Here is a 26065-nt window from a genome sequence, read left to right as displayed (position 1 = left end):
CGCCTCGGACATCTCGCTGTGCTCCTTCCGTTCGGCGGACACGCCGCCGCACACCAGTGTAAGCAAGCGCTTAGCTCGGCGCGAAGGATGAGCGGAAAGGGCGCGTCATGACGGAAGACAATAGCGGGAGAGCGCTCCCCGGGCTCGACCTGGCCGCCCTCGCCGGGTATCTGGGCCGCGGCCCGCTGTCCGGCGAGCTCGTCTCCGGCGGCCGGTCCAACCTGACGTACCTCGTGTGCGACGAACGCCGCTCCTGGATCGTACGCCGCCCGCCGCTGGGCCACGTGCTGGCCACCGCGCACGACATGGCCCGCGAGTACCGGGTGATGACCGCGCTGGCGCCGACCGAGGTGCCGGTCCCCGAGACATACGAGCTCTGCGAAGACCCCGAGGTGCTCGGCGCGCCGTTCTACCTCATGCAGAACGTCGTCGGCCAGGTCTACCGGACCGCGGAATCGGCGGCCGCGCTCGGCCTGCCGCGCCTGACGACGCTCGCCGGAGAGCTCGCCGAGGTGCTGGCCCGACTCCATTCGGTGGATCCGGAGAGCGTCGGCCTCGGCGCGTTCGGCCGCCCCGACGGATACCTGGAACGGCAGCTGGCCCGCTGGAGCAAGCAGCTCGCCGCCTCGCGCAGCCGCGAGCTGCCCGGCATCGACGAGCTGCGCGACCGGCTCGCCGCCGAGCTGCCGAAGTCTCCGCGCGCCACGATCGTGCACGGCGACTACCGGCTCGACAACGTCATCTTCGGCGACGACGACCGGATCGCGGCCGTCGTGGACTGGGAGATGGCCACGCTCGGCGATCCGCTCACCGACATCGGCGCGCTGCTGCTCTACTGGGAGCTGCTGGTCTCCGGGAAGGGCATGTTCGGCGCGGTCCCGCCCGGGGCCGAGTTCCCCGGGCCCGAGGCCTTCACCGAGCGCTACGTCGCGGCGGGCGGCGCCGAGCTCGACCACCTGCGCTGGTACCTGGCGTTCGCCACCTTCAAGCTCGCGGTCATCTCCGAGGGCATCCACTTCCGCTTCCGCGCCGGCCAGACCGTCGGCGCAGGGTTCGAGCGCATCGGCGATGCCGTCCCGGTACTCGTCGAGCGCGGCCACGCGATCCTCACCGAAGGAGTCTGATACCCGTGGACTTCAATTTCGACGCCGAGACCGAGAAGCTTCGCTCCCGGCTCCTGGAATTCATGGACGAGCACGTCTATCCGGCCGAGCAGCGCATGGAGCAGTCTCAGTCCACTGATTTCTCGACGCCGCCGCTGATCGAGGAGCTGAAGTCGGCGGCGCGGGAGCGCGGGCTGTGGAACTTCTTCTGCGAGCTGCCGAACCTGTCCTACGCGCCGCTCGCCGAGATCACCGGCTGGAGCCCGAAGCTCGCGCCCGAGGCGGTGAACTGCAGCGCGCCGGACACCGGCAACATGGAGGTGCTCGCGCAGTTCGGCACGCCCGAGCAGAAGGAGCGGTGGCTCGAGCCGCTGCTGGGCGGCGAGATCCGCTCCGCGTTCTGCATGACGGAGCCCGACGTCGCCTCCTCCGACGCGACGAACATCGAGACCCGGATCCGCAAGGACGGCGAGGACTACGTCATCGACGGCCGGAAGTGGTACGCGTCGGGGGCGATGAACCCGAACGCCAAACTATTCATCGTCATGGGCAAGACCGACCTGGAGGCGGCCCGGCATCGCCAGCAGTCGATGATCCTGGTGCCGCGGGACACGCCCGGGGTCGAGATCGTGCGGCCGATGCAGGTCTTCGGCTACCGCGACGAGTGGCACGGCGGCCACGCCGAGGTCCGCTTCCACGGGGTGCGCGTCCCGGCGGCGAACCTGATCGCGGGGGAGGGCGAGGGCTTCGCGATCTCGCAGGCCCGGCTCGGCCCCGGCCGCATCCACCACTGCATGCGGCTGATCGGGATGGCCGAGCGCGGCCTGGCGTTGATGTGCGAGCGCACCGAATCCCGGATCGCGTTCGGCAGGCCGCTGGCCGAACAGGGCGTGATCCGCGAGTGGATCGCCGAGTCGCGGGTGCGGATCGAACAGGCCAGGCTGCTCGTGCTCAAGACCGCGTGGCTGATGGACACGGTCGGCAACAAGGGCGCGCACACCGAGATCCAGGCCATCAAGATCGGCGTTCCCTCGATGGCGGAATGGGTGCTGGACAAGGCGATCCAGGCGCACGGCGGCGGCGGCGTCAGCCAGGACTTCGTGCTCGCCGAGCTCTGGGCGGCGGCCCGCACGCTGCGGCTGGCCGACGGCCCGGACGAGGTGCACCGCCGCTCTCTCGCCAAGACCGAGCTCGCCCGGCAGTCGGCGGCGCGCGGGCAGGTAAGAGCGGGGAAGTAAGGACTGTACGGGCCAAGACAAAGGAGTCGCCATGGTCTTCAACCTCGCCACGACGCTGAGCGAATCAGCCCTCAGCCACCCCGGCAAGTACGTCTGCCGAACGGCCGAGCGGGACATCACGTACGCCGAACTGGACGAGCTGGCCGGCCGGTTCGCCGCCGCGCTGCTGGCCGAGGGCCTGGAGCGCGGCGATCGGGTGGCCGTGCAGCTGCCGAACGTGCCGGAGTTCCTCGTCGCGTACTACGGGATTCTCAAGGCGGGCTGCGTCGTGGTTCCGGTGAACCCGCTGCTCACCGAGCCGGAGACGGCGTACATGATCGGCCACTCGGGCGCGCGCAAGCACATCGACGACGCGGAGGACGTCGTCTCGCTGTGCGCCGCCGCCAAGTACGCGGCGGACGTCGCCGCCACGAACCCGCAGGACACGGCCGTCATCATCTACACCAGCGGCACGACCGGCCGGCCCAAGGGCGCCGAACTCAGCCACTTCCAGCTCTACATGAGCTGCACGGTCGCCTCCGAGACCTTCGGCGCGATGCCCGAGGACGTCACGCTCGCCGCCCTGCCGCTGTTCCACATATACGGGCTCTCATGCAGCCTGAACAGCGTCGTGCGGTACGGCTCGACGATGAGCCTCGTGCGCAAGTTCGAGGCCGGCGCGGTGCTCGACGCGATGGCGAGGCACGGCGTGACCATCAGCCTGGGCGTGCCGACGATGTACCACGCACTGCTGATGGCGGACGTCGGCGACCGCGACCTGAGCGCGTTCCGCGTCGCGTCCTGCGGCGGAGCGCCGATGCCCAAGGCCCTGATAGAAGGCTTCGAACAGAAGTTCGGCGTGACAGTGCTCGAAGGCTTCGGCATGTCCGAGACCGGCGCCGCGGGCTTCGTGAACCGGCCGGGTGCCCGTCGCGTCGGCTCGATCGGCATGCCGCTGTGGGGCGTGCAGGCGCGGATAGCCGGCGCCGAGGGCCTGACCGGGCCCGATCACGTCGGCGAACTGCTGATGAAGGGGCACGTCGTGATGACCGGCTACCACGACGACCCGGAGGCGACCGGCCAGACGCTCGTGGACGGCTGGCTGCACACCGGCGACCTCGGCTACGTGGACGAGGACGGCTTCTACTACATCGTCGACCGTATCAAGGACATGATCATCCGCGGCGGATTCAACGTGTACCCGCGCGAGGTGGAGGAGGTCTTATATCGGCACCCCGCGATCCGCGAGGCCGCCGTGCTCGGCCGCCCGGACGAGCGGCTCGGCGAGGAGATCGTCGCGGTGATCGTCCTCAAGCCCGATGCGAGCGAGCCGGCCGCCGACGAGGTCATCGAGTTCTGCCGGACCTCGCTCGCGGCCTACAAGTGCCCGCGCGAGGTGCGCTTCGTCGCCCAGCTGCCCCGCAACGCCTCCGGAAAGGTCCTCAAGCGCGAGCTGCGCCAGGTCGCCTGACAACGGTCGCCCGACAACTCCGATCCTGTGTCTTCTTGACGTATGCCGATATAGGCATACGATGGTGCCATGGCAAGAGCGGCGACCACCACGGACGCGTTCAACGCCGTCGCCGAACCGCGGCGGCGGGAGATATTGGACGCCCTGGCGCGCGGCGAAAGCACGGTGAACGCCCTGGTCGAACGGCTCGGCGTGGCCCAGCCCGTGGTCTCCAAGCACCTGCGCGTGCTGCGCGAGGTGGGGCTGGTCCAGGTCCGCGACGAGGGCCGGCAGCGGATATACCGGCTCGACCCTGGGCCGCTGCGCGCCGTCTACGACTGGGTCAAGGACTACGAACGCCTCTGGGAGGAGCGCTTCGAGCTCCTGGACACCGTGCTGGAGGAACTCAAGGACCGACAAGAAGGACAGGAGTGAGCACGATGGGCAAGAAGATGCAGGTGAGCACCCCGACCGACACGCAGATTCTGATCACCCGCGAGTTCGACGCGCCGCGGCACCTGGTGTGGCGGGCGTTCACCGAGCCGGACCTGCTGCGCCGCTGGTGGCACGCGAACCGGGCGGAGGTCACCGCGATCGAGATGGACGTGCGGGTGGGCGGCAAGTACCGCTACGCGGCCCGCGCGGGCGGCGGCTACGAGATGGAGTTCCACGGCGAGTACCGCGAGGTGGTGCCGGACGAGCGGCTGGTCAGCACCGAGACGTTCTCCGGCGCCCCGGAGCACCCGGCGCTCAACACGACCACCTTCACCGAGAAGGACGGCCGGACGTACCTGGAGCTGCTGATCGAGCACGACGGCAAGGTGAGCCGGGACATGCATCTCGGCTCGGGCATGGAGGACGGCCTGGCGGACGCGCTGGTCCTGCTCGAGGGCGTCGCGCGCGAGCTGGCCCACCTGACCTGAGCCCGGCGTGGGCCGCGGCCCGATCCGCGAGGGGGAGCGCCTGCTCGCGGCTTATGCGAAGCGCAGCAGCAGGAGTGCCAGGGCGAGGCCGATGCCCGTGACCAGCGTGGGCAGGATCCTGGGCCGGACCCGGGTGTCGGTCTCGGCGCGGCGCAGCTGTCGTTCGTAGCTCATGGATCGATCATGACGAGCGACTGTTAAGCGAACAGTAAGGACCGGTGCGGGGAGTCTGTGAGCTACGTCCCGTTTACGTGGCGGTTCGCGGGGAGAGCGCGCGGAGGATCTCCTCGGCGCGCTCGACCGCCGCGGCGTGGTCGGCCGCCGGGTTGCCGATCCGCGGATCCCAGTTGAGGTCGTAGAAGAGCTCTGTCACACCCTGCTCGGCGAGCCACCCCACGTCCTCGCGGATCTGCTCGGCGGAACCGGAAAGCCGCAGGCGGTTGCCCTCGTCGTCCGCGGTGCCGGCGCCGGTCGGGTCGTAGCGCACGACGCCGCGGGTGATGATGCGCAGCCTGTCCGGATCGCGGCCGGCGCGCTCGGCGGCTTCGCGCACGATCGCGACGTCGGACGCGATACTCGCCAGGACCGTGCCGCTGCGGCTCATCCAGCCGTCCGCCAGCCGTCCGGCCCGCTCCATCGCCGCCGGAACCGCGCCGCCGAGCAGGATCGGCGGGCCGGGGCGCTGCACGGGCTTCGGATCCATCCGGCTCACCGGCACGGTGTAGAACTCGCCCTCGAAGTGCACCGGTGAATCAGCCCACTGCGCGCGCAGCGCCGCGACGAACTCCTCGGTCCTGGCCCCGCGCCGCGCGGTCGTGACGTTGCCGGCCGTGAACTCCAGCGGCGACCAGCCGATGCCGAGCCCGAGGTCGAGGCGGCCGTCGGACAGCACGTCGAGCGTCGAGGCCTGCTTCGCCAGGTGCGTGGGGGAGACGAACGGCAGGTTCACGACGGCCACGCCCAGCCGTGCGCGCGAGGTGTGCGCCGCGAGGTACGCGAGCGAGATCAGCGGATCGAGCACGCTCTGATACACCACGCCCCCGCCGCCGTCGGCCGGGGAGAGCAGCCGCTGGAACGTCCACAGCGAGGCGTACCCGAGCTCTTCGGCCAGGCCCCCGAACTTCGCCAACTCGGCCGGTCCCGCCCAGGCCCCCGACACCGGTGCGCCGATTCCGATCTCCATGGGCACAGCTTAGAGGCATACGGGGGAGAAACCGACTAGCCTACTGTACCGTCCGGACGGTACAGTAGGAGCATGGTCCGCGAACGCCTGCTCGACTCCGCCGAGGCCGTGCTCGCCGAGCACGGTTCCCAGGGGCTGACCCTGGCGGCCGTCGCGGCGCGGGCGGGCGTGAGCAAGGGCGGCCTGCTCTACCACTTCGCCGGCAAGGACGCGCTGATCACCGCGTTGATCGAGCGGCTGATCGCGGGCTTCGACGAGCTCATCGAGTCCTTCCGGCTCGAACGCCCCGGCTGGTACACCCGCGCGTACGTCGAGGCGACCTTCGCCGTGCTGACCGCGCAGGACGCGGATGTGGCCCGCCGCCGCTGGGCCGCCGCGTGCGCCGCGGCCACCGACCCGGCGCTGCGGCAGCCGTTCGCGCGGGCGCAGCGCCGCTGGCTGAACGACGGCCTCGCCGAGGAACCCGACCCCGATCTCTCCCAGCTCGCCCGGCTCGCCGCCGACGGCCTGTGGGAGGCCGCGGAGCTCGATCCGTCGCTGCTCGGCCCCGAACGTCTCAGCGCCCTGCGCGAGCGGTTGCTGGCGCTCGCGCCGGCGCCCTCCCCGGCGTCCTGACCGGCGTCCGTCCGCACCGCACCCGAACCGCACCGCGCAGGCCTCGCCGCCGGTGCCCCCGATTCTGTGCTTGACCCCGGCGCCGCCGTGCGCCGAACCAAGGAGCTTGGTACCCATGTCCCCCGACCGTCGTCGCCTCGGCCGAGCCCGACTCGGCATCCTGTCCACCTTCGCCCTCGCCGGCGCGCTGTGCGCGGTGTGGACGGTGCGCATGCCCGCGCTCAAGCAGAAACTCGACCTCACCGACGCGCAGCTCGGCCTCGAGGTCCTCGGCTGGGGCGTCGGCGCGCTGATCACGATGACCATCGCGGGCCGGATCATCGGCCGCCACGGCAGCCGGAACGTGCTGCGGTTCGCGCTGCCCGGCACGGCGTTCTGTCTCGCGCTGGTCGGCCTCGCGCCGAACTACGCACTGCTGATCGCCGCCGGGCTGGTATTCGGGCTCTGCTTCGGCCTGGTCGACGTCGCGATGAACACGCAGGCCTCGACCGTCGAGCGCGCCTACGGACGTCCGCTGATGGGCGGCATGCACGCGGGCTGGTCGCTCGGCGCCGTCGCCGGTGGACTGGTCGGTGCGGCCACCGCGTGGCTCGGCTTCGGATTCACCGGCGCGCTGTGTCTCTTCGCCGTGGTCGGCCTGCCGCTGACGCTCGCGGTCGGCCCGCTCTACCTGCCCGAGTCCGCGCGTACCTCGTCCGCCGGGCACGCCGAGTCCCCGCGCCCGCGTCTCCCGCTGCTCGTCTACCTGTTCGGCGCGCTCGTCTTCTGCAGCTACCTCACCGAGGGCTCCATCGCCGACTGGAGCGGCGTGTACCTGCGTGACTCGCTCGGATCGGTGGAGACCGTCGCGGCGCTCGGATATCCGATGTTCGAGGCCTCGATGTTCCTCGGCCGGATGTTCGCCGACCGGCTCACCACGCGTCTCGGCGCGCGCACGTTGATCATGTCGGCGGGCGTGGTCGCGGCCGCCGCGTTCGCGCTCGTGGTCTTCGCGCCGACTCCCACACTCGCGCTGGCCGGTTTCGCCCTCGTCGGTCTCGGCGTGTGCGTGGTGACCCCGCTCGCCATGTCGTTGGCCGGAGCCGCCGGCGGCGCCGACACCGAGCGCGCGATCGCCGCCGCGAGCACGTTCGGCTACAGCGGCCTGCTGCTCGGGCCGGTCGTGATCGGATTCGTCAGCGCGGCCACCTCGATGCGAATCGGGTACGCAGTTGTCATCGGAGTCTGCGTCGCGATCGCTCTGAGTGCTAGGTTCGTTCCTCGGGGTCGGCACATAGAGGACAGGGGTAACCATGGCGACGCGGTTGAGCGGAGTGGTGATCCAGGCGTCAGATGTGAGGTCGCTGTCTGAGTTCTGGACGCGCGTCCTCGGCGAGGACGTCATGGACGGCGCGAACGGTCTTGCTCTGCGCTTCGTCGAGGCCGCGGGCCCGAAGCAGGCGAAGAACCGCGTGCACCTCGACCTGAAGGGCGGGCCCGAGCAGCTCGAGCGGCTGCTGGAGCTCGGTGCCGTGCGCGCCGACATCGGGCAGGGCGACGTGCCCTGGGAGGTGCTGGCCGACCCGGAGGGCAACGAGTTCTGCCTGCAGCCGCCGACCCCGGTGGACGAGCTGGACGGCGGCGCGGTCCTCGGCTCGGGCGCGGTCACCGCGCCGGTCCCGCGCTCGGTGCCCGACTCGGACGACGACTGGTACGGACGCGCCGTCGGCATCGGCGTGCACTGGGCGGCCGTGTGCCAGGACGCCGCCGACCCGCAGGCGCAGAGCAAGTTCTGGACGGCGGCGGCCGGCCCGGCCTGGAACGTGGTGGCCGAGGGCGACTGGGGCCTGGCCATGCGGCACGCCGACGACATCCGCTGCCCGATGCTGGTGCTGGGGCCGCCGCTCGCCGAGAAGGCCGGCCAGAACCGCGTCTACCTGCGCGTCACGCCGAACCCCGGCTCGCACGTCGCCGTCGAGACCAGCCGCCTGGTCATCGAGGGCGCCCGCCGCGCGGACGGCCTGCTGCTCGACCCCGAGCAGAACGAGTTCGGGGTCTCCTGAGCGGCTCGTAAATTATATCAAGAGTCTGTTGCCAAAGTGCACGCATGTGACACAGGTGCCTGCTTTGGGTGTGGATAATGTCGTGATAACGAAACGATCCGGTCGCGTTCCTGGTTTCATGAGAACTACTCATGGAAGCATTCGCCCATGGCCACCGTCGTCGCGTTCCATGCGCACCCGGATGACGAAGCCCTGCTGACCGGCGGCACGCTCGCGCGCCTGGTCGCGGAGGGGCATCGCGTCGTGCTCGTCGTGGCCTGCGACGGCGAGATGGGCGAGGCCCGGCCGGGCGGCGGCACCACCCGGCTCGACGAACTGCGCGCGAGCGCCTGCGTCCTCGGCGTCTCCCGCGTCGTCCACCTCGGCTATGCCGACAGCGGCCACGGCCCGCTGCTCCACCCCGACCCGTCCGACCGGGCCCGCTTCGTCAGCGCGTCGCCCGACGAGGCGGCCGAGCGGCTGGCCGATGTGCTGCGCGACGAGCGCGCCGAGATCCTCGTGGGCTACGACCCGAACGGCGGCTACCGGCACCGCGACCACATCCGCGTGCACGAGGTCGCCCTGCGCGCGGCGCGGTCGGCCGGCACGCCCCGGCTCATGGAGGCGACGCTGCCGCGCGAGCCGATTCTGCGTGCGTACAACGTGGTCAGCACGCTGAGATTGCTCCGGCGGTACAACGGTGCGGACGTTCGCTGTTCGTTCACCGCACGCGGCGAGATCACGCATCGGATCGACGTACGCAGATACGCCGACAAGAAGCGCGCGGCGCTCGCGTGCCACGCGTCGCAAACAGCCGGTACAGGTCGTTCCGCGCGCCTGTTCTGCCTCATGACGCGGCTGCCGCTGCCGGTCTTCGGCCTGCTTTTCGGCCGCGAGTACTACGTGGAGGTCGGCACGCCGAGCGGCTGGCTGGACTGACCTGGCTCGTGACCTGATCCGTGACCTGATCCGCCGTCAGATTCGCCGTCAGATACCGAAGAAACCGATGAGGATCGCGGTCCACCAGGCGAGTTGGGAGAAGGTGGCCGCGGCGACGGCGCGTACCGCGAAGGGCCGGGGCAGGTCGGAAAGCCGCGTGGCCCGTGGCAGGTCGGCGAGCGCCGCCGGCAGACCCTTCGCGTTGACGCCGTTGATACCCGCCGCGAGGCCGGCGACGAGCTTGACCCACATCAGCGGCTCGGTCAGGTCCGGATGCAGCAGCAGTCCGGAGAGGATCAGCCCGGCGTAGCCGACCCAGATCAGCGGATCGACGACGGCCGCGGCCTTCAGCGCGTCCGCCAGCGTGAAATCGTGCCGCCGCAGCAGCCCGTTCAGCGCGCAGACGTCCACCGCCAGCACCGCGCCGAAGCCGACGGTCAGTGAGATCAGGTGCAGCGCCACGACGGGATGGTGAAATCCGCGGCTGATGGTGAACCGCTGCGAGGCGATCAGCACGATCGCCCACAGCGCGGTGACTCCCGCGGCCGCCGCGGCGAGCCGTAGCCGCTCCGCGGGGCAGGGGGCGCGCAGCACGAATGGCGCGGGGGTGCGTGCGGTGCATGCGGTGGGCGTGGCGGCGGCGGCCGCGGTGGGTATGTCCGCGAGTGCGGTCGGTAGATGATCGTTCACGAGATGGAGTTTAGGTTAGGCTTACCTAACTTTCAAGACGGGATGAGAGATGGCCTCCGACACCGACTTCCTGTCCCGGCTGCCCGCCGTCTACGTCGGCTCGGGCGCCCTGGTCACCAACGCGATGCACGAGATCCTGCTCGTCAAGCCGACGTACAAGCCCGGCTGGGAGATCCCGGGCGGCTCGATGGACCCGCACGAGTACCCGCGCGAGACCCTGCGCAGGGAGTTGGTGGAGGAGCTGGGCTTCGAGCTCGAACCCGGGCCCGTGCTCGTCGTCGACTTCTGCCTCGCGCGCCCGGAGCGTCCGCGGCCGAGCATCATGTACGTGTTCGACGGCGGCACGCTGGACGAGCGTCAGCAGTCTGCGATCCGTCTCCCCGCGGACGAGCTCTCCGAGCACCGGTTCTTCCCCGCCGACGAACTCGACGACGCGTTACGCGGCACCCTGGCCCGTCGCGTGCGTGCCGCGTTGATCCAGCGTGCGGTCGGCGGCGTCGCGGAACTCGAGAACGGATACGCCCCCGGCGCGGCCCGCGGGCATCTCCGCGCGGGCGTCGACACGATGCGGTGACCGTGGCCCGAGCCGTGGCCGCGTCCCGCGCCGGACTCTAGACCCAAGCTTGACCTGCGTCCTCACCATTTCGCTGGACGCGCGCCACCCCGGCGGTGCACACTTCGCGCCATGTCAGCACCCTCTCCCGCCCGGCAGCTCGCGCTTGAGCATTTCCGCTGGGTCAGCGGCCACGCCGACGTCTGGTCCGTCTTCCGCGACGCCAAGGCGCTGTCCGCCGTCGTCGCCGCGCTGGCCGAGCCGTTCAAGGAGGGCGGTGTCGACGCCGTCTGCGGAGTCGAGGCCCGCGGCTTCCTGCTCGGCGCCGCCGTGGCCGTCGAGCTCGGCGCGGGCTTCCTCCCCGTCCGCAAGGGCACCGGCCTCTTCCCCGGCGAGAAGACCTTCGGCCAGACCGCCCCCGACTACCGCGGCCTGCGCCACACCCTCCGCCTCCAGCGCTCGGCCGTCGCCGAGAAGGACCGCATTCTGCTCGTCGACGACTGGATCGAGACCGGCAACCAGGCGCTCACCGTAAGGGGCCTGGTCGAGCAGTGCGGCGGCACCTGGGTCGGTTGCTCCGTCCTCGTCGACCAACTCTGCGAAACCTCGGCACGCGAGGCGCTCGGACCCATCCACGCGGTGCTCGACGCCGGCGAGCTCCCGGCGGATGAGGAGTCTGAGATGGTCGCCCCCGAGGGCTGATCAGAGGAGTCGCAACCCGTTATCGATCATGCCGACGTTCTCGTTGCGGCGTACCAGGATCACCGCCGTCAAGTACGCCAGATCCAAGACGAGGCATGCGACGTACGTCGGCGCGGGCCGCGGGCGCCTGGCGAGATCCGTCATTTGACAGAAGCGGTGCGGCGGACGGTCGCCATAGCGTTGAGTGGCACACCGGCACAGGACGGGCCCAACTATGGTTACTGATATCGACGCGTTCGTCGAGCGGGGTCGACGAACGCGGGCTGCGCTTCGCGCTGCTCGGCTCGCTGCGGGTCAGTCGCGGCGGCGAGGATCTCGACCTCGGCCCCCGGCAGCAGCAGGCCGTGCTCGCCCTCTTGCTGGTCCACGCGAATCGTCCGGTCACATACGACGAGCTGGTGGCCATGCTGTGGCCGACGGAGCCGCCGGCCAGCGCCACGAACATCCTGCACCGCTACGTCAGTTCTCTTCGACGCCTGATGGAGCCGGACCTGCCGCCCAGGGCATCGGGATCCTGGCTGCTGCGGCAGGGCGGGGCCTACCGGCTGCGCGCCGATGCGCGAACCCTCGATCTGCTCAGGTTCCGCGAATTGTCCGACCGGGCACGCGGACGCTCCGGCGAGGATCCCCGGACCGCGCTGCCGCTGTACGCGGCCGCTCTGGAACCGTGGGCAGGTCCGGTCGCCGCCGGACTCGAGCCCCTGCTCGGCGCGCTTCCGGTCTTCGCCGGGATCGCGGAGGAGTTCTCCTCGGCGGCGCTCGAAGCCGCCGACGCCGCGCTGTCGGTCGGCAAGGCCCGCGCCGTGCTCGCGGCGCTGCGCACCGCCGCCGAGCGCAACCCGTGGGACGAGCGGATCCGCGCCAGGCTGCTGCTCCTGCCGGCCGCCGAGGGCAAGCAGGCCGAAGCCGTCAGTGGCTACCGGGACCTGCGCCGACGACTCGCCGAGGACCTCGGGCGTCAACCCGGGTGCCGAGCTGCGCACCGCCCATGAACGGGTGCTGCGCCAGGACACGGCACCCGCCCCGGTCGCCCGCACACCCAAGCCGCCGGCGCCGAAGGAACTGCCGCCCCGACTGCCCGTCTTCATAGGCCACGGCGAGGCGGTGACGACCGTGATCCGCCGGTTCAGCGAACTACGGCGCGGACGCATGCCGATCCTGGTGGTGCGCGGGACTCCGGGCGTCGGCAAGACGGCCTTCGCCAATCACGTCGCGCACGCCGTCGCCGAGGAGTTCCCCGACGGCCAGCTCTTCGCGCGGCCGCATCCGACCACCGCGCACGCAAATTCGGTTCTCCGCCATTTCGCGCGGGCGCTGTCCGCGGCGGTTCCGGACGGCGAGGACATGCCGACGCTCGTCGGCGCGTACCGGACACTGATGTCGGACCGGAAGGTCCTGCTGGTGTTCGACGACGTCCGCGACGGCGACGAGCTCCGCCAACTGCTCCCCGACGCGCCCGGCTGCGTGGTGATCCGCACCAGCCGGGACGGCCTGACCGGTTTCGTCGCGGCCACCGGAGCCAGTGTGCTGACGATCGACCGGCTGAACGCCTTCGACGCGCGGCGGATGCTGCTCTCCCGCGTCGGCGACCCGGATCGCCTCGATCCCGAAGCGGTCGAGGCATCGTGTCGGCGTGCGGCGGCCTGCCTGTCGCGATCGCCGCCGTGGCGGCCCGCATCGCGGCCGGCCCGGACTTCGCGCTCGAGGCGGTTCGCCGGGAGCTCGGCGACGAAGCGAACTGCCTCGACGTCTTCACGGCCGGCATCCGTCCCCACCAGGTCAACGAGGTCAGAGCGGCGTTCACGGCGGCGTACACGTCGCTGACCACCGAGGCAGTCGCGCAGGCCCGCGAGCAGTTCTTCGCCGCCGTGCAGGCCTTTTCCAGGCTGGGCACCGACCGCTGGGCCGAGCGCGCCCGCCAGGAACTGCGTGCGTGCGGCGGCCGCGCGCTCACCCCGGGCCGGCCCGCGACCGTCAGCCTGACCCCCCCAGCAGTGGGAGATCGCACGCCTGGCCGCCGGAGGCCTGTCCAACAAGCAGATCGGCGAGAAGCTGTTCCTCTCGCCGCGCACCGTCTCGAGCCACCTCTACAAACTCTTCCCGAAGTTGGGAGTGTCCTCCCGGGCGGCCCTGCGCGACGCTCTGGAGGCAATCGCCGCGCAATGACGCAATGAGAGGCGTGCGCATCCCCATGGCGGTCTTGGGGGATCTCGGTTATGGTCCACGACAGATCAGCGCTTTGTTTTTCGATCAACCATAACCCATATCCTGTCTGGAGGGACCGCGATGTCCCCTTCGTGTCGTCAATGGCGTCGACTCGGGATCTCCGTACTGCTCACACCCACTCTCGCGGCGGCTGTCGTGCTTTCGCCGGCCGCGCTGGGTACGAATCAGGGCCACGCGTCGAGTGTCGAGAAAGATGTCACGGCCAACTTATTCGAGTATGACTTCAACTCCATCGCCACGGACTGCACCGATGTGCTCGGGCCGGACGGGTTCGGCGCGGTGCAGGTGGCGCCGCCGGAGGACTCGTACGACCAGGCGGGCCACTCCTGGTGGGACGTGTATCAGCCCGCGGACTACAGCATCGGGGGACGGCTCGGGACCGAGGCGCAGTTCGAGAGCATGATCAGCGCTTGTCACGCGGCGGGGGTCGAGGTCTACGTGGACGCGGTGCTGAACCACATGGCGGCCGGGACCGGCGGCCAGGACACGAGTTACGACGGGCAGAGTTTTGATTCGGGGACGCTGACGTATCCCGCATCCCCCTCGTATACGTCGGCTGACTTTCATAGCTATCCGGCCAATTGCCCGGAGCCGAGCGACAGCATCGTCAACTGGCTGAGCTATACCGAGGTCACACAGTGCCGGCTCGACGGACTGCCCGATCTCGCCACCGACACGACCGCCGTGCGCGATGCGGAGGCCGCCTATCTCAACAGCATGATCGAGATGGGGGTCGACGGGTTCCGGCTGGACTCGGCGACGGAGATCGGGGCGACGGATATCGCGGCGATCGAAATGAAGCTTGACGCCGATACGACCAGCGGCGGACCGGTGGCGATAACGCAGGAGGTCTATCCGGGGTCGAGCGGGCAGGACTCGCGGCTGAATCCGACGTCGTTCGAGGGCGACGGTTCGGTGACGGCCATCGACTATACGTATGCGATTACCGACGACTTCGAGAACGGGGATCTCGCCGCCCTCGACGGCTATTCGCCGGAGTTGCCGAGCGCGTCCGCGTCCACGTTCGTCACGAACCAGGACACCGAGCGCGCGAGCAGCCCGAGCCTGTCCTACGCGAAGGGCTCCGAGTACGTGTTGGCCGACGAGTTCCTGCTCGCGTACGGATACGGCAGCCCGCAGATCTTCTCAAGCTTCGAATACGGCAGCTACGACCAGGCGCCGCCCGACGCGTCCAATGGCGACGTCACCGACACCGTCTGCGGGACCGGTGCCTGGGAGTGCATGGAGCGGAATTCCGCGATCGACGCCATGGTCGGCTGGCACAACCTCGCGCTGACCGACGGCGGGGCCGTGGCGAACTGGGCGACGGACGGCAACGACCTGATCGCCTTCTCGCGCGGCGATGCCGCCTGGATCGCGATCAACAACGGGAGCGCCGCTGAGACGGCCACTTTTGCGACCGGGCTGCCGGACGGCTCGTACTGCGACATCATCGCGGACACATACAGCAACGGGACGTGCAGCGGCAGCGGCATCGTCGTCGCGAATGGCCAGGCAACGGTCACGGTCCCGGCCGACGGCTCGGTGGCGATCGACGCGAACTCCGTGATCGGCAACGCGACCGCGGTCATCGACGTGACCGTGCCGTCGAGTTCCCCCAGCAGCGACACGGTCTACATCGCGGGCGACTTCTCGGCGCTCGGCACCGGGATTCCGTCCGGCACCGACTGGGAACCCGGCCTGCATCCGATGACGCGCACCGGCACGGACGAGTGGCAGGCCGTCGTGCACGCCGCGTCCGGCACGACGCTGCAGTACAAGTTCGACCTCAACGGCACCTGGACGAACGTCGAAGAGGCCGCGAGCTGCGCGAACGAAGCCAACCGAAACTTCTACTTCAACGGAGCGGACAGCAGTCATACGGCGTCTGACACCGTCACCGACTGGGGCGGGTTGAACGGATGCTGATTTATAGTCACTGATTTGTAAAGCCGTTGGCCTATTCGTCGGGAGAGATGCGCGACCGCGCGAGGAACGGCGGGCCGACGATGAGCGGGTCGGCCCGCCCGACCAGGTCGTCGTTCTTGCCCTCGTAGGGCACCTGTGACAGCACGAAGCGCATCGCCTCGATCCTGGCCAGCCGCTTGCCGTTGCCGTTCACGACGGTCCACGGAGCCCAGTCCCGGTGCGTCGCCGCGAACATCGCCTCCTTGGCCATCGTGTAGGCGTCCCAGCGGTCGAGCGACGCGAGGTCGTGCTGGCTGAGCTTCCAGCGGCGCACCGGGTCGACGTCGCGGATCACGAAGCGCGTCAGCTGCTCGGCGCGGGAGACGGAGAACCAGAACTTCACCAGGATGACGCCGTCATCCGCGATCATGTGCTCGAACATCGGCGCCTGCTTCAGGAACAGCTCGTACTCCGCCGTCGAGCAGTAGCCCATCACCGGCTCGACCGTCGCCCGGTTGTACCAGGACCGGTCGAAGAGCACGATCTCCCCGGCCGACGGAAGGTGCGCCACGTAGCGCTGGAAGTACCACGCCGTCCGCTCCTGCCGGTTCGGGTTGTTCAGCGCCACGACGCGCACGCCGCGCGGGTTGAGGTGCTGAATGAACCGCTTGATGGTGCTGCCCTTGCCTGCCGCGTCTCTGCCCTCGAATACGACGACGAGCCGGGCGCCGGTGTTCTTCGCCCACGTCTGCAGCTTCAGCAGTTCGATCTGCAGAGCGCGCTTCGTCGGGTCGTACTCGATACGTCGCAGCAGGCTGTCATACGGGTAGTCCTGCCGCCAGGTGTCCACCTCGCGGCCGTCCGGGCGGATCAGGATCGGGTCGTAGCCGTCGGGGTACTCCACTCGGAGATCCGCGTGCGTACGGTATTCCCGCACCCAGTCGCTCAAATGTCCGTCGATCGTCTCCAGATCGACCAGCGGGTAGCGGACCTCGCGCGGATCCAGTCGAGGGTGCTCCTCGTGCATACCGACTCCGGCTCCTTCCGCCGCAGGCCACGACGTCGTCGTGGCCGATGACTCCCAGTCGGACGATCTATATCGAATATCAAAGCATATAGCACGGAATCGGCTGATGCGGGACACGTCTGTTACGCTGATCGGTACTTTCCTCACGCATCCAGCCACCGTCGACCGTCAAGGATCCAGGCATCCCCATGCCCGAACAGCTGCTCGCCGGCGCCGCGCGCTACGGCTCCGCCGCCGCCGCGCCACCCGCCCGCACGCTGCTGTCGATCCTCGACGCCACGGTCGCGTTGCACCCGCAGTCGCCGGCCCTGGACGACGGTGTCCGCCGACTGGATTACGCGACGCTCCGCGCGGAGGTCACCGAACTGGCCGAACGCTTCGCGCGGACCGGAGTCCGCCGCGGCGACCGCGTCGGCGTGCGCATTCCGTCCGGAAGTGCGGACCTCTATATAGCGATCTTGGCAGTCCTCGCGGCCGGAGCCGCGTACGTCCCGGTCGACGTGGACGACCCCGAGGAGCGGGCCAGGCTCGTGTTCGGCGAGGCGGCGGTGCGGGCCGTGATCGGCGAGGGGCTGAGCATCGAGCTGCGCGGCGAGGCGGCCGTGGACGTGTTGTCGGACGTGTACCTGGACGTGTCGTCGGACGTGGCCCTGGACCTGGCCCTGGACGTAGCGCCGTCGGCGCCCGCGACCGAGCCCGGCGACCACGAACCCGCCGCTGAGCCGAACGCCGCTGAGTCCACCGCCGCTGAGTCCAACGCCGCGGCGCCCGAGCCGGGCGACGACGCGTGGATCATCTTCACCTCCGGTTCGACCGGCACCCCGAAGGGCGTGGCGGTCACCCACCGCGGCGCCGCCGCGTTCGTGGACGCCGAGGCCCGCATCTTCCTGCGCAACGCGCCGCTCGGCCTCGGCGACCGCGTGCTCGCCGGCCTCTCGGTCGCGTTCGACGCGTCCTGCGAGGAGATGTGGCTCGCCTGGCGGCACGGCGCTTGCCTGGTCCCGGCGCCGCGCTCGCTGGTGCGCAGCGGCGTGGACCTCGGGCCGTGGCTGGTCGAGCACGGCATCACGGCCGTGTCCACGGTCCCGACGCTCGCCTCGCTCTGGCCCGTCGAGGCCCTGGACCACGTCAGGCTGCTGATCTTCGGCGGCGAGGTCTGCCCGCCCGAGCTCGCCGAGCGGCTCGCGGTGGACGGCCGCGAGGTGTGGAACACCTACGGCCCGACCGAGGCCACCGTCGTCGCCACCGCCGCGCCGCTCACCGGCGAGGGCCCGGTGCGCATCGGCCTGCCGCTGGACGGTTGGGAGCTCGCCGTCATCGACCCGCAGGGCCGGCCGGTGGCGTCCGGCCAGTCCGGCGAGCTGGTGATCGCGGGCGCCGGCATGGCCCGCTACCTGGACCCCGAGAAGGACGCGGCGAAGTACGCGCCGCTGCCCTCGGTCGGCTGGGACCGCGCGTACCGCAGCGGCGACCTGGTCCGCGCGGATCCGGAGGGCCTGGTCTTCCTCGGCCGCGCGGATGAGCAGATCAAGCTCGGCGGCCGCCGCATCGAGCTCGGCGAGATCGACGCCGCGCTGCAGGCGCTGCCGGGTGTCGCGGCGGCCGCGGCCGCGGTGAGGGGTCCGGCGGGCGGGCAGGTGCTGATCGGGTACGTGGTGCCCAGCGAGCCCGTCCCGGACTCGCTGGACGAGAGCGCGGACTTCGGGCCGATCCCGTTCGACGCGGTCGAGGCACGTTCCCTGCTGATCGCGAAGCTTCCGGCCGCGCTCGTGCCGCGGATCGCGATCGTCGACGCGCTGCCCACGCGCACCTCGGGCAAGGTCGACCGGAACGCGCTGCCCTGGCCGCTGCCGGATTCCGGTATCGAGATCGAAGCCACGGAAGCCGTCGAGCTGACGCCGCGGCAGGAAGCGCTGGCCGAGCAGTGGGCGGCGGTCCTCGGCGAGCGCCCGCCGTCCCTCGCCGCCGACTTCTTCGACGCCGGCGGCGGCAGCCTCGCGGCCGCGCGCTTCGTGTCCGTGCTCCGCGCGCAACACCCGACCGTGACCGTGCGCGACGTGTACGACAATCCCTCGTTCGGCGGACTGTCGGCTCGGCTCACCGAGCTGACGCCGACGAAGACCGCCACCACGGCCCAGCCGCAGAACGACGTGGTCGTCACGCCGGTTCCGCGCTGGTTCCAGTGGGCGCAGGTCGGCGCCATGATTCCGCTGAGCATCATCGGTTCGATGCGCTGGCTGACGGTGCTGGCCGCGCTCGCCGACATCCTCGCGCCGACCTGGGCGCCGCACGTCGCGTGGGCCTGGATCGCCGTCGGATTCGTGCTCTTCGTTACTCCGCCCGGGCGAATCGCCGTCACCGCGCTGGGCACCCGCGCCCTGCTGCGCGACCTGCAGCCGGGGGAGTACCCGCGCGGCGGCGGCGTCCACCTGCGCCTGTGGGCGGCCGAACAGCTTTCCCTGCACACGGCGGTCGTGAGCATCGCGAGCGGGCCGTGGATACCGCTCTATGCCCGCGCGCTCGGCGCCCGCATTCACAAGGACGCGGTACTGCATTCGCCCCCGCCGGTCACCGGAATGCTCCGATTGGCTGAAGGTGCCGCGATCGAGCCCGAGGTGGACCTGTCCGGACACTGGATCGACGGCGGCACGGTGCGGGTCGGCGAGATCCGCGTCGACGCGAACGCCTCGGTCGGCGCCCGCTCCACACTGCTGCCCGGCGCCCGCATCGGCCGGCACGCGCGCGTCGCCCCCGGTTCGGCGGTCGACGGCGAGGTGCCCGGCGGCCAGCACTGGGCCGGATCGCCCGCGAAGCGCGTCGGCAAGCTCAGCAAGAGCGAGCGCGGAGTCGTGCGTGCGCCGTACACGCGGCACTGGACCGTCGTCTACGGCCTCACCGCGTCGCTGCTGGGCCTGATCCCGCTCGCGGCGGCCGTCCCGGCGCTCGCCGTCCTCGGCTCCTTCACGAGCGGCAGCGGCAGCGCGTGGGCGGCGCTCGGCGACGCGATTCCGGGCGTGCTTCCGGCCGTCCTCGTGTTCTTCCTGGTCTTCGGACTGCTCCTTCTCCTCGGAGTACGGGCCCTGAGTATCGGCATGCGGCCCGGCGACTACCCGCTGCACAGCCCCGCGGCGTGGCGCGTCTGGACGACGACGCAGCTGATGGGAATGGCCCGCGTCTGGCTGTACCCGCTCTACGCGTCCATCGCGACGCCGACCTGGCTGCGCCTGCTCGGCATGAAGGTCGGGCGCGACGTGGAGCTGTCCACGGTGCTCGCCGTGCCCGCGATGACGAGCGTGGACAACGGCGCCTTCCTCGCCGACGACACGATGATCGCGCCCTACGAGCTGTCCGACGGACGGCTGAGCGTCGGCACGGTGCGCATCGGCAAGCGTGTGTTCGTCGGCAACTCCGGCATGGTCGGGCATGGCCGCAAGCTGCCCAAGGGCAGCCTCGTCGGGGTGCTCTCCGCCGCGCCGCGTAAGGCCAAACGAGGGAAGTCCTACCTCGGCATGCCACCCGAACGGCTGCGTCGCGCGAATCAGGACACCGACAGTTCGCTCACCTACGACCCGCCGCGCAAGCTCAAGGCCGCGCGTGCCGCCGTCGAAGTGTGCCGGGTGATCCCGGCCGCGTGCACGGCCGCGCTGCTGCTGCTCGCCGCCGCGATCGAGGTCGAGCTCGCCGCGAATGCCGGACTCGTCGTCGCCACGGTGCTCGGCGGACCGGTGATCCTCGGCGTCGGGGCGCTCGCCGCCGCGCTGTCCTCGGCGGCCAAGTGGGCGCTCGTCGGCCGGATCAAGGCCGAGGACCAGCCGCTGTGGAGTTCATTCGTCTGGCGTAACGAACTCGCCGACAACTTCATCGAGCTGATCGCCGCGCCCTGGTTCGCGGAGTCCTGGCTCGGCACCGCGCCGCTCAACCTGTGGCTGCGTTCACTCGGCTCGAAGATCGGCCGCGGCGTGTGGTGCGACACGTACTGGCTGCCCGAGGCCGACCTGATCGTGCTCGAGGACGGCGCGACCGTGAACCGCGGCTGCGTCGTGCAGACCCACCTGTTCCACGACCGCGTGATGAGCATGGACGTCGTGACCCTGCATGCGGGCGCCACGCTCGGACCGCAGTGCGTCATCCTGCCCGCCGCGAGCATCGGCGCCGCGGCGACCGTCGGTCCGGCCTCGCTGGTGATGCGCGGCGAGGGGGTGCCGGCCCGCACCCGCTGGGCCGGGAACCCGATCGCGCCCTGGACCGAGCACGCCGGCGACGAAGAGAACTGACACACAGAGCGATGGCTGAACCGTACTTCCCACAGCGCGGCAACGAGGGCTATCTGATCACCCGCTACGAACTGGGGCTCGTTTACCGCGTCTCGTCGAACCGGCTGGACGGCGGCGCGGTGCTCACCGCCACGGCGACCGGCCCCGAGCCGCTGCGCGAGCTCGTCCTCGACCTGTCGAGCGCGCTGCGCGTGGACCGCGTCGCCATCGACAGCGAGCACCGGGTCACCCGCGCCCGGCACACCCAGCGTGCCGACAAGCTGCGCGTCACGCCGGCCGAGCCGCTGGCCGCCGGGCACACGTTCAAGATAGAGATCAGGTACAGCGGCACGCCCAAGCCGATGAACAGCCGCTTCGGCACGCTCGGCTGGGAGCAGCTGACCGACGGCGTGCTCGTGGCCAGCCAGCCGATCGGCGCGCCCTCCTGGTTCCCGTGCGACGACCGCCCGGACCGCAAGGCCTCGTATCGGATCACGGTGACCACGCAGTCGGCGTACCACGTCGTGGCCAACGGCGTGCTGGTCAGCCGCGTGGGCGGCGGCTCGAACACGACCTGGACGTACCGGCAGGACGAGCCGATGGCGACCTACCTGGCGAGCGTGCAGATCGGCAAGTACCGCAGCGTCGAACTGTCGAATCGCGGCGTACAGCAGCGCCTGGTCGTCCCGCCGCGCTTCGTCAGCCGCGCGAAGACGGCGTTCGCCAACCAGCCGCGGATGATCGAGGTCTTCGAAAGGTTCTACGGTCCGTATCCCTTCGAAGGCGGATACACGGCCGTGGTCGCGGACGACGACCTGGAGATCCCGATCGAGGCGCAGGGCATGTCGATCTTCGGCGTGAACCACCTCGCGGCGGCCTGGGAGAACGAGCGGCTGATCGCGCACGAGCTGTCCCACCAGTGGTTCGGCAACAGCCTGACGATCCTCGACTGGCGCGACATATGGCTGCACGAGGGGTTCGCCGCGTACTCGGAGTGGCTCTGGTCCGAGGTCTCCGGCCAGCGCTCGGCCGACGAGCACGCGCGCCGCTGGCACCAGCGGCTGACGAAGCGGCCGCAGAACCTGGTGCTCGGCGATCCCGGCCCGGCGGACATGTTCGACGACCGCGTGTACAAGCGCGGCGCCCTCACCCTGCACGCGCTGCGGCTGACCATCGGCGACGTGGCCTTCCTCAGGACCATGCGTCAGTGGACGGCCGCCCACCGGCTCGGCGGCGTGCGCACGGCGGACTTCGTGAAGCTCGTGACGGCGAGTGAGACCCCTGTGATGACCCGTCCGGAGGTCTTCTTCGAACGCTGGCTCGAATCGCCGAAGCTGCCTCCGCTGCCGCCCGTGTGACATGCGGGCACAAGTGAATACGAACAGCGATACACCGGTGCTACGCTGCGGTTCGTGCCCAAGCGCGATGAAGACGGTGGGAACGGTTCCGGCGACGCGGGCACGATCCGCCTCGCCGCAGTGGGCGACCTGCGCATGGCCGTCGAGCAGCGCGGCGCGCTGCGTCCCCGGTACGCGTCCGTCGTCGAGTCCGCCGACGTGCTGCTGCTCGCTGGCGGCCTGACCGCCTCGGGCCTGGTCTCCGAGGCCGAGACGCTCGCCGACGAGCTCGACGGCATCGGCATCCCGATCGTCGCCGTCCTGGGCGCCCGCGACCACGAGGTGGGCCAGGAGTCGCTGATGCGCGGCGCGCTCACCTCGATGGGCTGGACGGTACTCGAGGCCAGTTCGGTGGTGCTCGACATGGGCGGCATGCGCCTCGGCGTCGCGGGCACCACCGGCTTCCCGGGCGGTTTCGGCATCGACTACCAGCTCTGGTCCGTGGTCCGCGAGCACCGGCAGGCCGACCGCGAGCAGGTCAGCAACGCGCGCTTCGGCAACGCCCTCGCCGAGCTCGCGGAACAGGGCGCTGATTTCCGCGTCGCGCTCACGCACTACTCGCCCGCCCCCGGCACCCTCAAGGGCGAGCGCGAGACCATCCGCGCGAACCTCGGCAACCAGATTCTCGGCAGCAGCATCGACGCGGCCGGCGCCGACGTGGCCGTGCACGCCATGGCGCGCCGCGGCACGCACGTCGCCCGCACCCTCGGCGGCGTCCCCGTCTACAACGTCTCGCAGCCCGTCCTCGGCGCCCCCTACGTCGTGCTCACCCTGCCCGCTCCGGCCTTCGCGGGATAGCAGGCGAGCAGGCGAGTCAGGCGAGTCTAGACGGCCAGCGGCGCCCGCACCTGGCTGCTGCCGGGCACCGGTGACGACGCGTCCGCGCCGAGCTCGACTATGCGGTTCGCCGCGTCCACGTGCACGATGCGCGGCTGATACTCCTGCTCCTGCCCGTACGCGACCTGCAGGTAGCTGATCAGGATCACGAGATCGCCGGGGTGCACGAGGTGCGCGGCGGCTCCGTTGATCCCGATGACCCCGGAGCCGCGTTCGCCCTCGATGACGTACGTCTCGAGCCGAGCGCCGTTCGTCACGTCCACGATGGCGACGAGTTCGCCGGGCAGCAGGTCGGCGGCGTCCATCAGGTCGCGGTCCACGGTCACCGAGCCGACGTAGTCCAGGTCGGCGTGCGTCACCGTGGCGCGGTGGATCTTGGATTTGAGCATGGTGCGGTACATCGGTCGCTCCCGGGTCCGTTCCAGTCCCTCGCGGGTACCGGACGATTCAGTGGCCGGGGACATAGTAATCGGGGACATGTAATCAGAGTCATCCCGGCCGTTCGTCACACTTCCCCTTCGGCATCCGTCATCAGGGTGAGAGCCGAACGACGGAAGGAACCACGATGGAAGCCCGGATGAAGAACCCCGCAGTCCTGCTGCCCGGCGTCATGAAGCCGATCCAGGAGATCAACGCGCAGACCGCGGCCTCGGGCGTGCCCGAGCTGATCGTGCAGCTGGTGCACATGCGGGCCAGCCAGATCAACGGGTGCAGCGTCTGCGTGACCTACGGACTGCAGGGTCTGCGCAAGGCCGGCGAGACGGACGAGCGGATGGCGCTGATCGCGGCCTGGCGGGAGGCGCCGTATTTCACCGACGCCGAGCGTGCCGCGCTGAACCTGGCCGAGCACGCGACGCGGCTGGCCGACAAGTCCGACCCGGTGCCGGACGCGGTGTGGGACGAGGCGGCCGAGCACTTCGACGAGAAGCAGCTCGCCGGGATCGTGCTGACGATCGCGATGACGAACATGTTCAACCGGATCAACGCGACGACTCGGCAGATTCCGGGCAACTGGGGCTGAGCTGCCCGGCGGGAGGGCCTGCCGCGGCAGGCCCTCCACTCAGTCTGTTCCAGTTGTTCCAGGGGCCGGCGCCGGTCCGGTGCTCTCCCGCACGATCAGCTGCGTCGCCAGCTCCATGCTGAGCGCCTCGTGCGCGTGACCGTCGAGCTGGCGCATCAACATGGTGACGGCGGTCCGGCCCATCTCCTGCAGCGGCTGCCGCACGGTCGTCAGCCGCGGCGTCGAGGCCCGGCTCACGTCGATGTCGTCGAAACCGGTCACCGACAGGTCCTCCGGCACGCGCAGCCCGCGCGCGCTCGCCGCCGCCAGCACGCCGATCGCGACCTTGTCGTTGAAACAGACGACCGCCGTCGGCCGCGGCCGCAGGTCCAGCAGTTCGCCGCCCGCGCGCAGGCCCGTGTTCGTCGCGGGTTCGCCGTGCCGCATCAGCTCGGGATCGCCGAGCACGCCGACCTCGGAGAGCGCGGCGAGATGCCCGCCGACCCGGTCGTCGCGGGTGTGCCAGTACGTCGGCCCCGTGATCACGCCGATCCGCCGATGCCCCAGGTCCACGAGGTGCCGGGTGACGGCCCGGGCCCCGGAGAAGTGCGCCGCCGAGATCGAGACCGTGCCGCGCGGCACGTCTATCCGCGGGTCCACGACCACGAAGGGGTAACTGCGCGCGGCCAGCGCCTCCAGGTCCGCGCGCGGCTCCGGCGGCAGGATCAGCACCGCGCCGCGCGCGTCCCGCCGCTGCGGCAGTTCGCGCAACGACGTCGAGCGCGCGGCCGCGTCGCCCGCGCTGAGCACCATCTCCTGGCCGTGCAGCGCCAGCGTCTCCGCGATCGACGTGACTATGTGCCCGAAATAATCCGTCAGCAGGTAGGGGCAGCGCACGAACACCGGGGGGCGTACTATCTGCAGCCGCGCCCGCTGCTTCCGCGGCTCCGGCGCCCGATCGCCGAGCCGGTCGACGACCTCCAGCACCCGTTCGCGGGTGTCGGCCGCCACGTTGTCACCACCGTTGATCACCCGCGAGACGGTCGCGATCGACAGCCCGGTCTCCGCCGCGATCGCCCGCACGGTGACCCGGCCCGCGCTCGCGCCGATGGTTCCGGAACCTCCTCTCCCGGAACCTATGCCTGAAACAGAGTCTTGTTTCATCGCTTCCCCATAACAATCCTCTGTGGTATGGACCAATTGTCCTGCAGGTGATTGACCCCCGGCCGAGTGTACTGCTGCAATCGCGATCGCGGTTGTTTCGATGTTGTTTCAGTCGCAATCGAAGGGATCACCCACACACGATGAAGATCAGGATAAGACCCCGAACAGCCGGCGCCCTGTCGCTGGCCGCCGCCGCGCTGCTTGCCGCGGGCGGCCTCGGGCTCGTCGCGGCGGCCCCTGCCACCGCCGCCGGAGCCGCCTTACCCGCCCACTACGCGGCGCCCTACCTGCAGGTCAACGGCTCCGACGTCGGGGACATGTCCGCCGACAAGTCCGCGACCGGCCTGAAGTACTACACGCTCGCCTTCCTCACCCCGCAGTCCGGCTGCACCCCGCAGTGGGAGGACGGCGGCGAGGCGATGAACGCCTTCACCTCGCAGGTCGGCTCGATCCAGAGCGGCGGCGGCAACGTCATCATCTCCTTCGGCGGTGAGCCCAACGGCAGCACGCCGAACGAGATCGCGCAGACGTGCACCAGCGTCTCCTCGCTGACCGCCGCCTATCTGAACGTGGTCAACACCTACGGTGTCACCCGCCTCGACTTCGACATCGAGGGCAGCGTCCTGTCCGACACCGCCGCCACAACGCGCCGCGATCAGGCGCTGGCCGCTCTGCAGGCTGAGGATCCGGCGGTGCAGGTGGACTTCACTCTCGCGGTCGCGTCGAACGGGCTGCCGACCGGCAGCGGCTCGGAGTACGCGCTGCTGCAGGACGCGAAGAACAACGGTGTGAAGGTGTCCGTGGTCAACATCATGACGATGGACTTCTACGATGGTCAGCCCGTGCTCAGCGACGCC

General features: G+C 70.3%; 27 protein-coding genes. 20 read left to right on the top strand and 7 right to left on the bottom strand.

Features of this window, described 5'->3' with window-relative positions:
• The first annotated feature begins 107 nt into the window (after positions 1–107).
• The 5 genes from VG296_RS04755 to VG296_RS04735 all read left to right on the top strand — a co-directional run bounded on the left by VG296_RS04755 (position 108) and on the right by VG296_RS04735 (position 4693).
• The gene (locus VG296_RS04755) at positions 108–1124 is read left to right on the top strand and encodes a phosphotransferase family protein (protein ID WP_325563443.1); all 1017 of its coding nucleotides are present in this window, start codon (positions 108–110) and stop codon (positions 1122–1124) included.
• A 5-nt stretch (positions 1125–1129) separates the two neighbouring features.
• Positions 1130–2341 (top strand): acyl-CoA dehydrogenase family protein, encoded by a 1212-nt coding sequence (locus tag VG296_RS04750; protein ID WP_325563441.1) that lies wholly within the window; start codon positions 1130–1132, stop codon positions 2339–2341.
• A 31-nt stretch (positions 2342–2372) separates the two neighbouring features.
• Complete coding sequence (locus tag VG296_RS04745) at positions 2373–3791, top strand: long-chain fatty acid--CoA ligase (RefSeq protein WP_325563439.1); 1419 nt, start codon at positions 2373–2375, stop codon at positions 3789–3791.
• A gap of 69 nt (positions 3792–3860) precedes the next feature.
• On the top strand, positions 3861–4205 hold the full coding sequence (locus tag VG296_RS04740) for a metalloregulator ArsR/SmtB family transcription factor (protein WP_325563437.1): 345 nt from the start codon (positions 3861–3863) through the stop codon (positions 4203–4205).
• Positions 4206–4210: 5 nt separating this feature from the next.
• Positions 4211–4693 (top strand): SRPBCC family protein, encoded by a 483-nt coding sequence (locus tag VG296_RS04735; RefSeq protein WP_325563673.1) that lies wholly within the window; start codon positions 4211–4213, stop codon positions 4691–4693.
• Between the two features lie 51 nt (positions 4694–4744).
• On the opposite strand, the gene VG296_RS04730 is transcribed toward VG296_RS04735, so the two are convergent.
• Together VG296_RS04730 and VG296_RS04725 are read right to left on the bottom strand one after the other, a co-directional pair.
• Entirely contained in the window at positions 4745–4867 is a 123-nt protein-coding gene (locus VG296_RS04730) for a hypothetical protein (RefSeq protein WP_325563436.1), read from the bottom strand.
• A 73-nt stretch (positions 4868–4940) separates the two neighbouring features.
• Positions 4941–5876, bottom strand: coding sequence for a TIGR03619 family F420-dependent LLM class oxidoreductase (locus tag VG296_RS04725; protein ID WP_325563435.1), 936 nt, complete (start codon positions 5874–5876; stop codon positions 4941–4943).
• Positions 5877–5948: 72 nt separating this feature from the next.
• Here VG296_RS04725 and VG296_RS04720 point away from each other — a divergent pair, with 72 nt between their 5' ends.
• The 4 genes from VG296_RS04720 (at position 5949) to VG296_RS04705 (ending at position 9451) form a co-directional block, all read left to right on the top strand.
• Entirely contained in the window at positions 5949–6491 is a 543-nt protein-coding gene (locus VG296_RS04720) for a TetR/AcrR family transcriptional regulator (protein WP_325563434.1), read from the top strand.
• Between the two features lie 115 nt (positions 6492–6606).
• Positions 6607–7842 (top strand): MFS transporter, encoded by a 1236-nt coding sequence (locus tag VG296_RS04715; protein ID WP_325563432.1) that lies wholly within the window; start codon positions 6607–6609, stop codon positions 7840–7842.
• On the top strand, positions 7826–8533 hold the full coding sequence (locus VG296_RS04710) for a VOC family protein (protein WP_325563430.1): 708 nt from the start codon (positions 7826–7828) through the stop codon (positions 8531–8533). The genes VG296_RS04715 and VG296_RS04710 overlap by 17 nt, the downstream gene beginning before the upstream one ends.
• A gap of 147 nt (positions 8534–8680) precedes the next feature.
• Complete coding sequence (locus tag VG296_RS04705; protein WP_325563428.1) at positions 8681–9451, top strand: PIG-L deacetylase family protein; 771 nt, start codon at positions 8681–8683, stop codon at positions 9449–9451.
• A gap of 48 nt (positions 9452–9499) precedes the next feature.
• Here the strand turns inward: VG296_RS04705 and VG296_RS04700 are convergent, their stop codons facing one another.
• Positions 9500–10141, bottom strand: coding sequence for a hypothetical protein (locus tag VG296_RS04700; protein ID WP_325563426.1), 642 nt, complete (start codon positions 10139–10141; stop codon positions 9500–9502).
• A gap of 49 nt (positions 10142–10190) precedes the next feature.
• Between VG296_RS04700 and VG296_RS04695 the strand changes: the two genes are divergently transcribed.
• Complete coding sequence (locus VG296_RS04695) at positions 10191–10715, top strand: NUDIX hydrolase (RefSeq protein WP_325563424.1); 525 nt, start codon at positions 10191–10193, stop codon at positions 10713–10715.
• Between the two features lie 111 nt (positions 10716–10826).
• Positions 10827–11396, top strand: a complete 570-nt coding sequence (locus VG296_RS04690) for a phosphoribosyltransferase family protein (RefSeq protein WP_325563422.1) — start codon at positions 10827–10829, stop codon at positions 11394–11396.
• Positions 11397–11614: 218 nt separating this feature from the next.
• On the opposite strand, the gene VG296_RS04685 is transcribed toward VG296_RS04690, so the two are convergent.
• Entirely contained in the window at positions 11615–11764 is a 150-nt protein-coding gene (locus VG296_RS04685; protein WP_325563420.1) for a hypothetical protein, read from the bottom strand.
• Between VG296_RS04685 and VG296_RS04680 the strand changes: the two genes are divergently transcribed.
• From VG296_RS04680 to VG296_RS04665, 4 genes are all read left to right on the top strand, one after another.
• Positions 11741–12388 (top strand): AfsR/SARP family transcriptional regulator, encoded by a 648-nt coding sequence (locus tag VG296_RS04680; RefSeq protein ID WP_325563418.1) that lies wholly within the window; start codon positions 11741–11743, stop codon positions 12386–12388. The genes VG296_RS04685 and VG296_RS04680 overlap by 24 nt on opposite strands.
• The gene (locus VG296_RS04675) at positions 12309–13220 is read left to right on the top strand and encodes an AAA family ATPase (RefSeq protein WP_325563416.1); all 912 of its coding nucleotides are present in this window, start codon (positions 12309–12311) and stop codon (positions 13218–13220) included. Before VG296_RS04680 ends, VG296_RS04675 begins: the two co-directional genes overlap by 80 nt.
• Before the next feature lie 177 nt (positions 13221–13397).
• Positions 13398–13562 (top strand): helix-turn-helix domain-containing protein, encoded by a 165-nt coding sequence (locus VG296_RS04670; RefSeq protein WP_325563671.1) that lies wholly within the window; start codon positions 13398–13400, stop codon positions 13560–13562.
• A 195-nt stretch (positions 13563–13757) separates the two neighbouring features.
• Positions 13758–15551 (top strand): alpha-amylase family glycosyl hydrolase, encoded by a 1794-nt coding sequence (locus VG296_RS04665; protein ID WP_325563414.1) that lies wholly within the window; start codon positions 13758–13760, stop codon positions 15549–15551.
• A gap of 31 nt (positions 15552–15582) precedes the next feature.
• Here the strand turns inward: VG296_RS04665 and ppk2 are convergent, their stop codons facing one another.
• Positions 15583–16557 (bottom strand): polyphosphate kinase 2, encoded by a 975-nt coding sequence (ppk2, locus tag VG296_RS04660; RefSeq protein ID WP_325563412.1) that lies wholly within the window; start codon positions 16555–16557, stop codon positions 15583–15585.
• 188 nt (positions 16558–16745) lie between these two features.
• On the opposite strand from ppk2, the gene VG296_RS04655 reads away from it, so the two are divergent.
• The 3 genes from VG296_RS04655 to VG296_RS04645 are packed head-to-tail and all read left to right on the top strand — an operon-like array spanning position 16746 to position 23005.
• Positions 16746–20831: a Pls/PosA family non-ribosomal peptide synthetase gene (locus VG296_RS04655; RefSeq protein ID WP_325563410.1), complete on the top strand. Its 4086-nt coding sequence runs from the start codon at positions 16746–16748 to the stop codon at positions 20829–20831.
• An 11-nt stretch (positions 20832–20842) separates the two neighbouring features.
• Positions 20843–22168, top strand: a complete 1326-nt coding sequence (locus tag VG296_RS04650; protein WP_325563408.1) for a M1 family metallopeptidase — start codon at positions 20843–20845, stop codon at positions 22166–22168.
• A 54-nt stretch (positions 22169–22222) separates the two neighbouring features.
• A complete protein-coding gene (locus tag VG296_RS04645) occupies positions 22223–23005 on the top strand; it encodes a hypothetical protein (RefSeq protein ID WP_325563406.1) in 783 nt (260 codons plus the stop codon).
• A 26-nt stretch (positions 23006–23031) separates the two neighbouring features.
• On the opposite strand, the gene panD is transcribed toward VG296_RS04645, so the two are convergent.
• Entirely contained in the window at positions 23032–23445 is a 414-nt protein-coding gene (panD, locus tag VG296_RS04640) for an aspartate 1-decarboxylase (protein ID WP_325563404.1), read from the bottom strand.
• Between the two features lie 164 nt (positions 23446–23609).
• On the opposite strand from panD, the gene VG296_RS04635 reads away from it, so the two are divergent.
• The gene (locus tag VG296_RS04635; protein WP_349259461.1) at positions 23610–24065 is read left to right on the top strand and encodes a carboxymuconolactone decarboxylase family protein; all 456 of its coding nucleotides are present in this window, start codon (positions 23610–23612) and stop codon (positions 24063–24065) included.
• 39 nt (positions 24066–24104) lie between these two features.
• On the opposite strand, the gene VG296_RS04630 is transcribed toward VG296_RS04635, so the two are convergent.
• Positions 24105–25208 carry a LacI family DNA-binding transcriptional regulator gene (locus VG296_RS04630; RefSeq protein WP_325563400.1) on the bottom strand — a complete coding sequence of 368 codons (1104 nt, stop codon included), beginning with the start codon at positions 25206–25208 and terminating at the stop codon, positions 24105–24107.
• A 140-nt stretch (positions 25209–25348) separates the two neighbouring features.
• Here VG296_RS04630 and VG296_RS04625 point away from each other — a divergent pair.
• On the top strand, positions 25349–26065 hold a 717-nt coding region (locus VG296_RS04625; RefSeq protein ID WP_325563398.1), incomplete at its 3' end, for a glycosyl hydrolase family 18 protein.

Origin of the sequence: Actinospica sp., assembly GCF_035552695.1 — a bacterium.
Classification (GTDB): domain Bacteria; phylum Actinomycetota; class Actinomycetes; order Streptomycetales; family Catenulisporaceae; genus Actinospica.
Note: the sequence above shows the minus strand (reverse complement) of the source record. Positions and strands in the feature narration are given on the sequence as shown.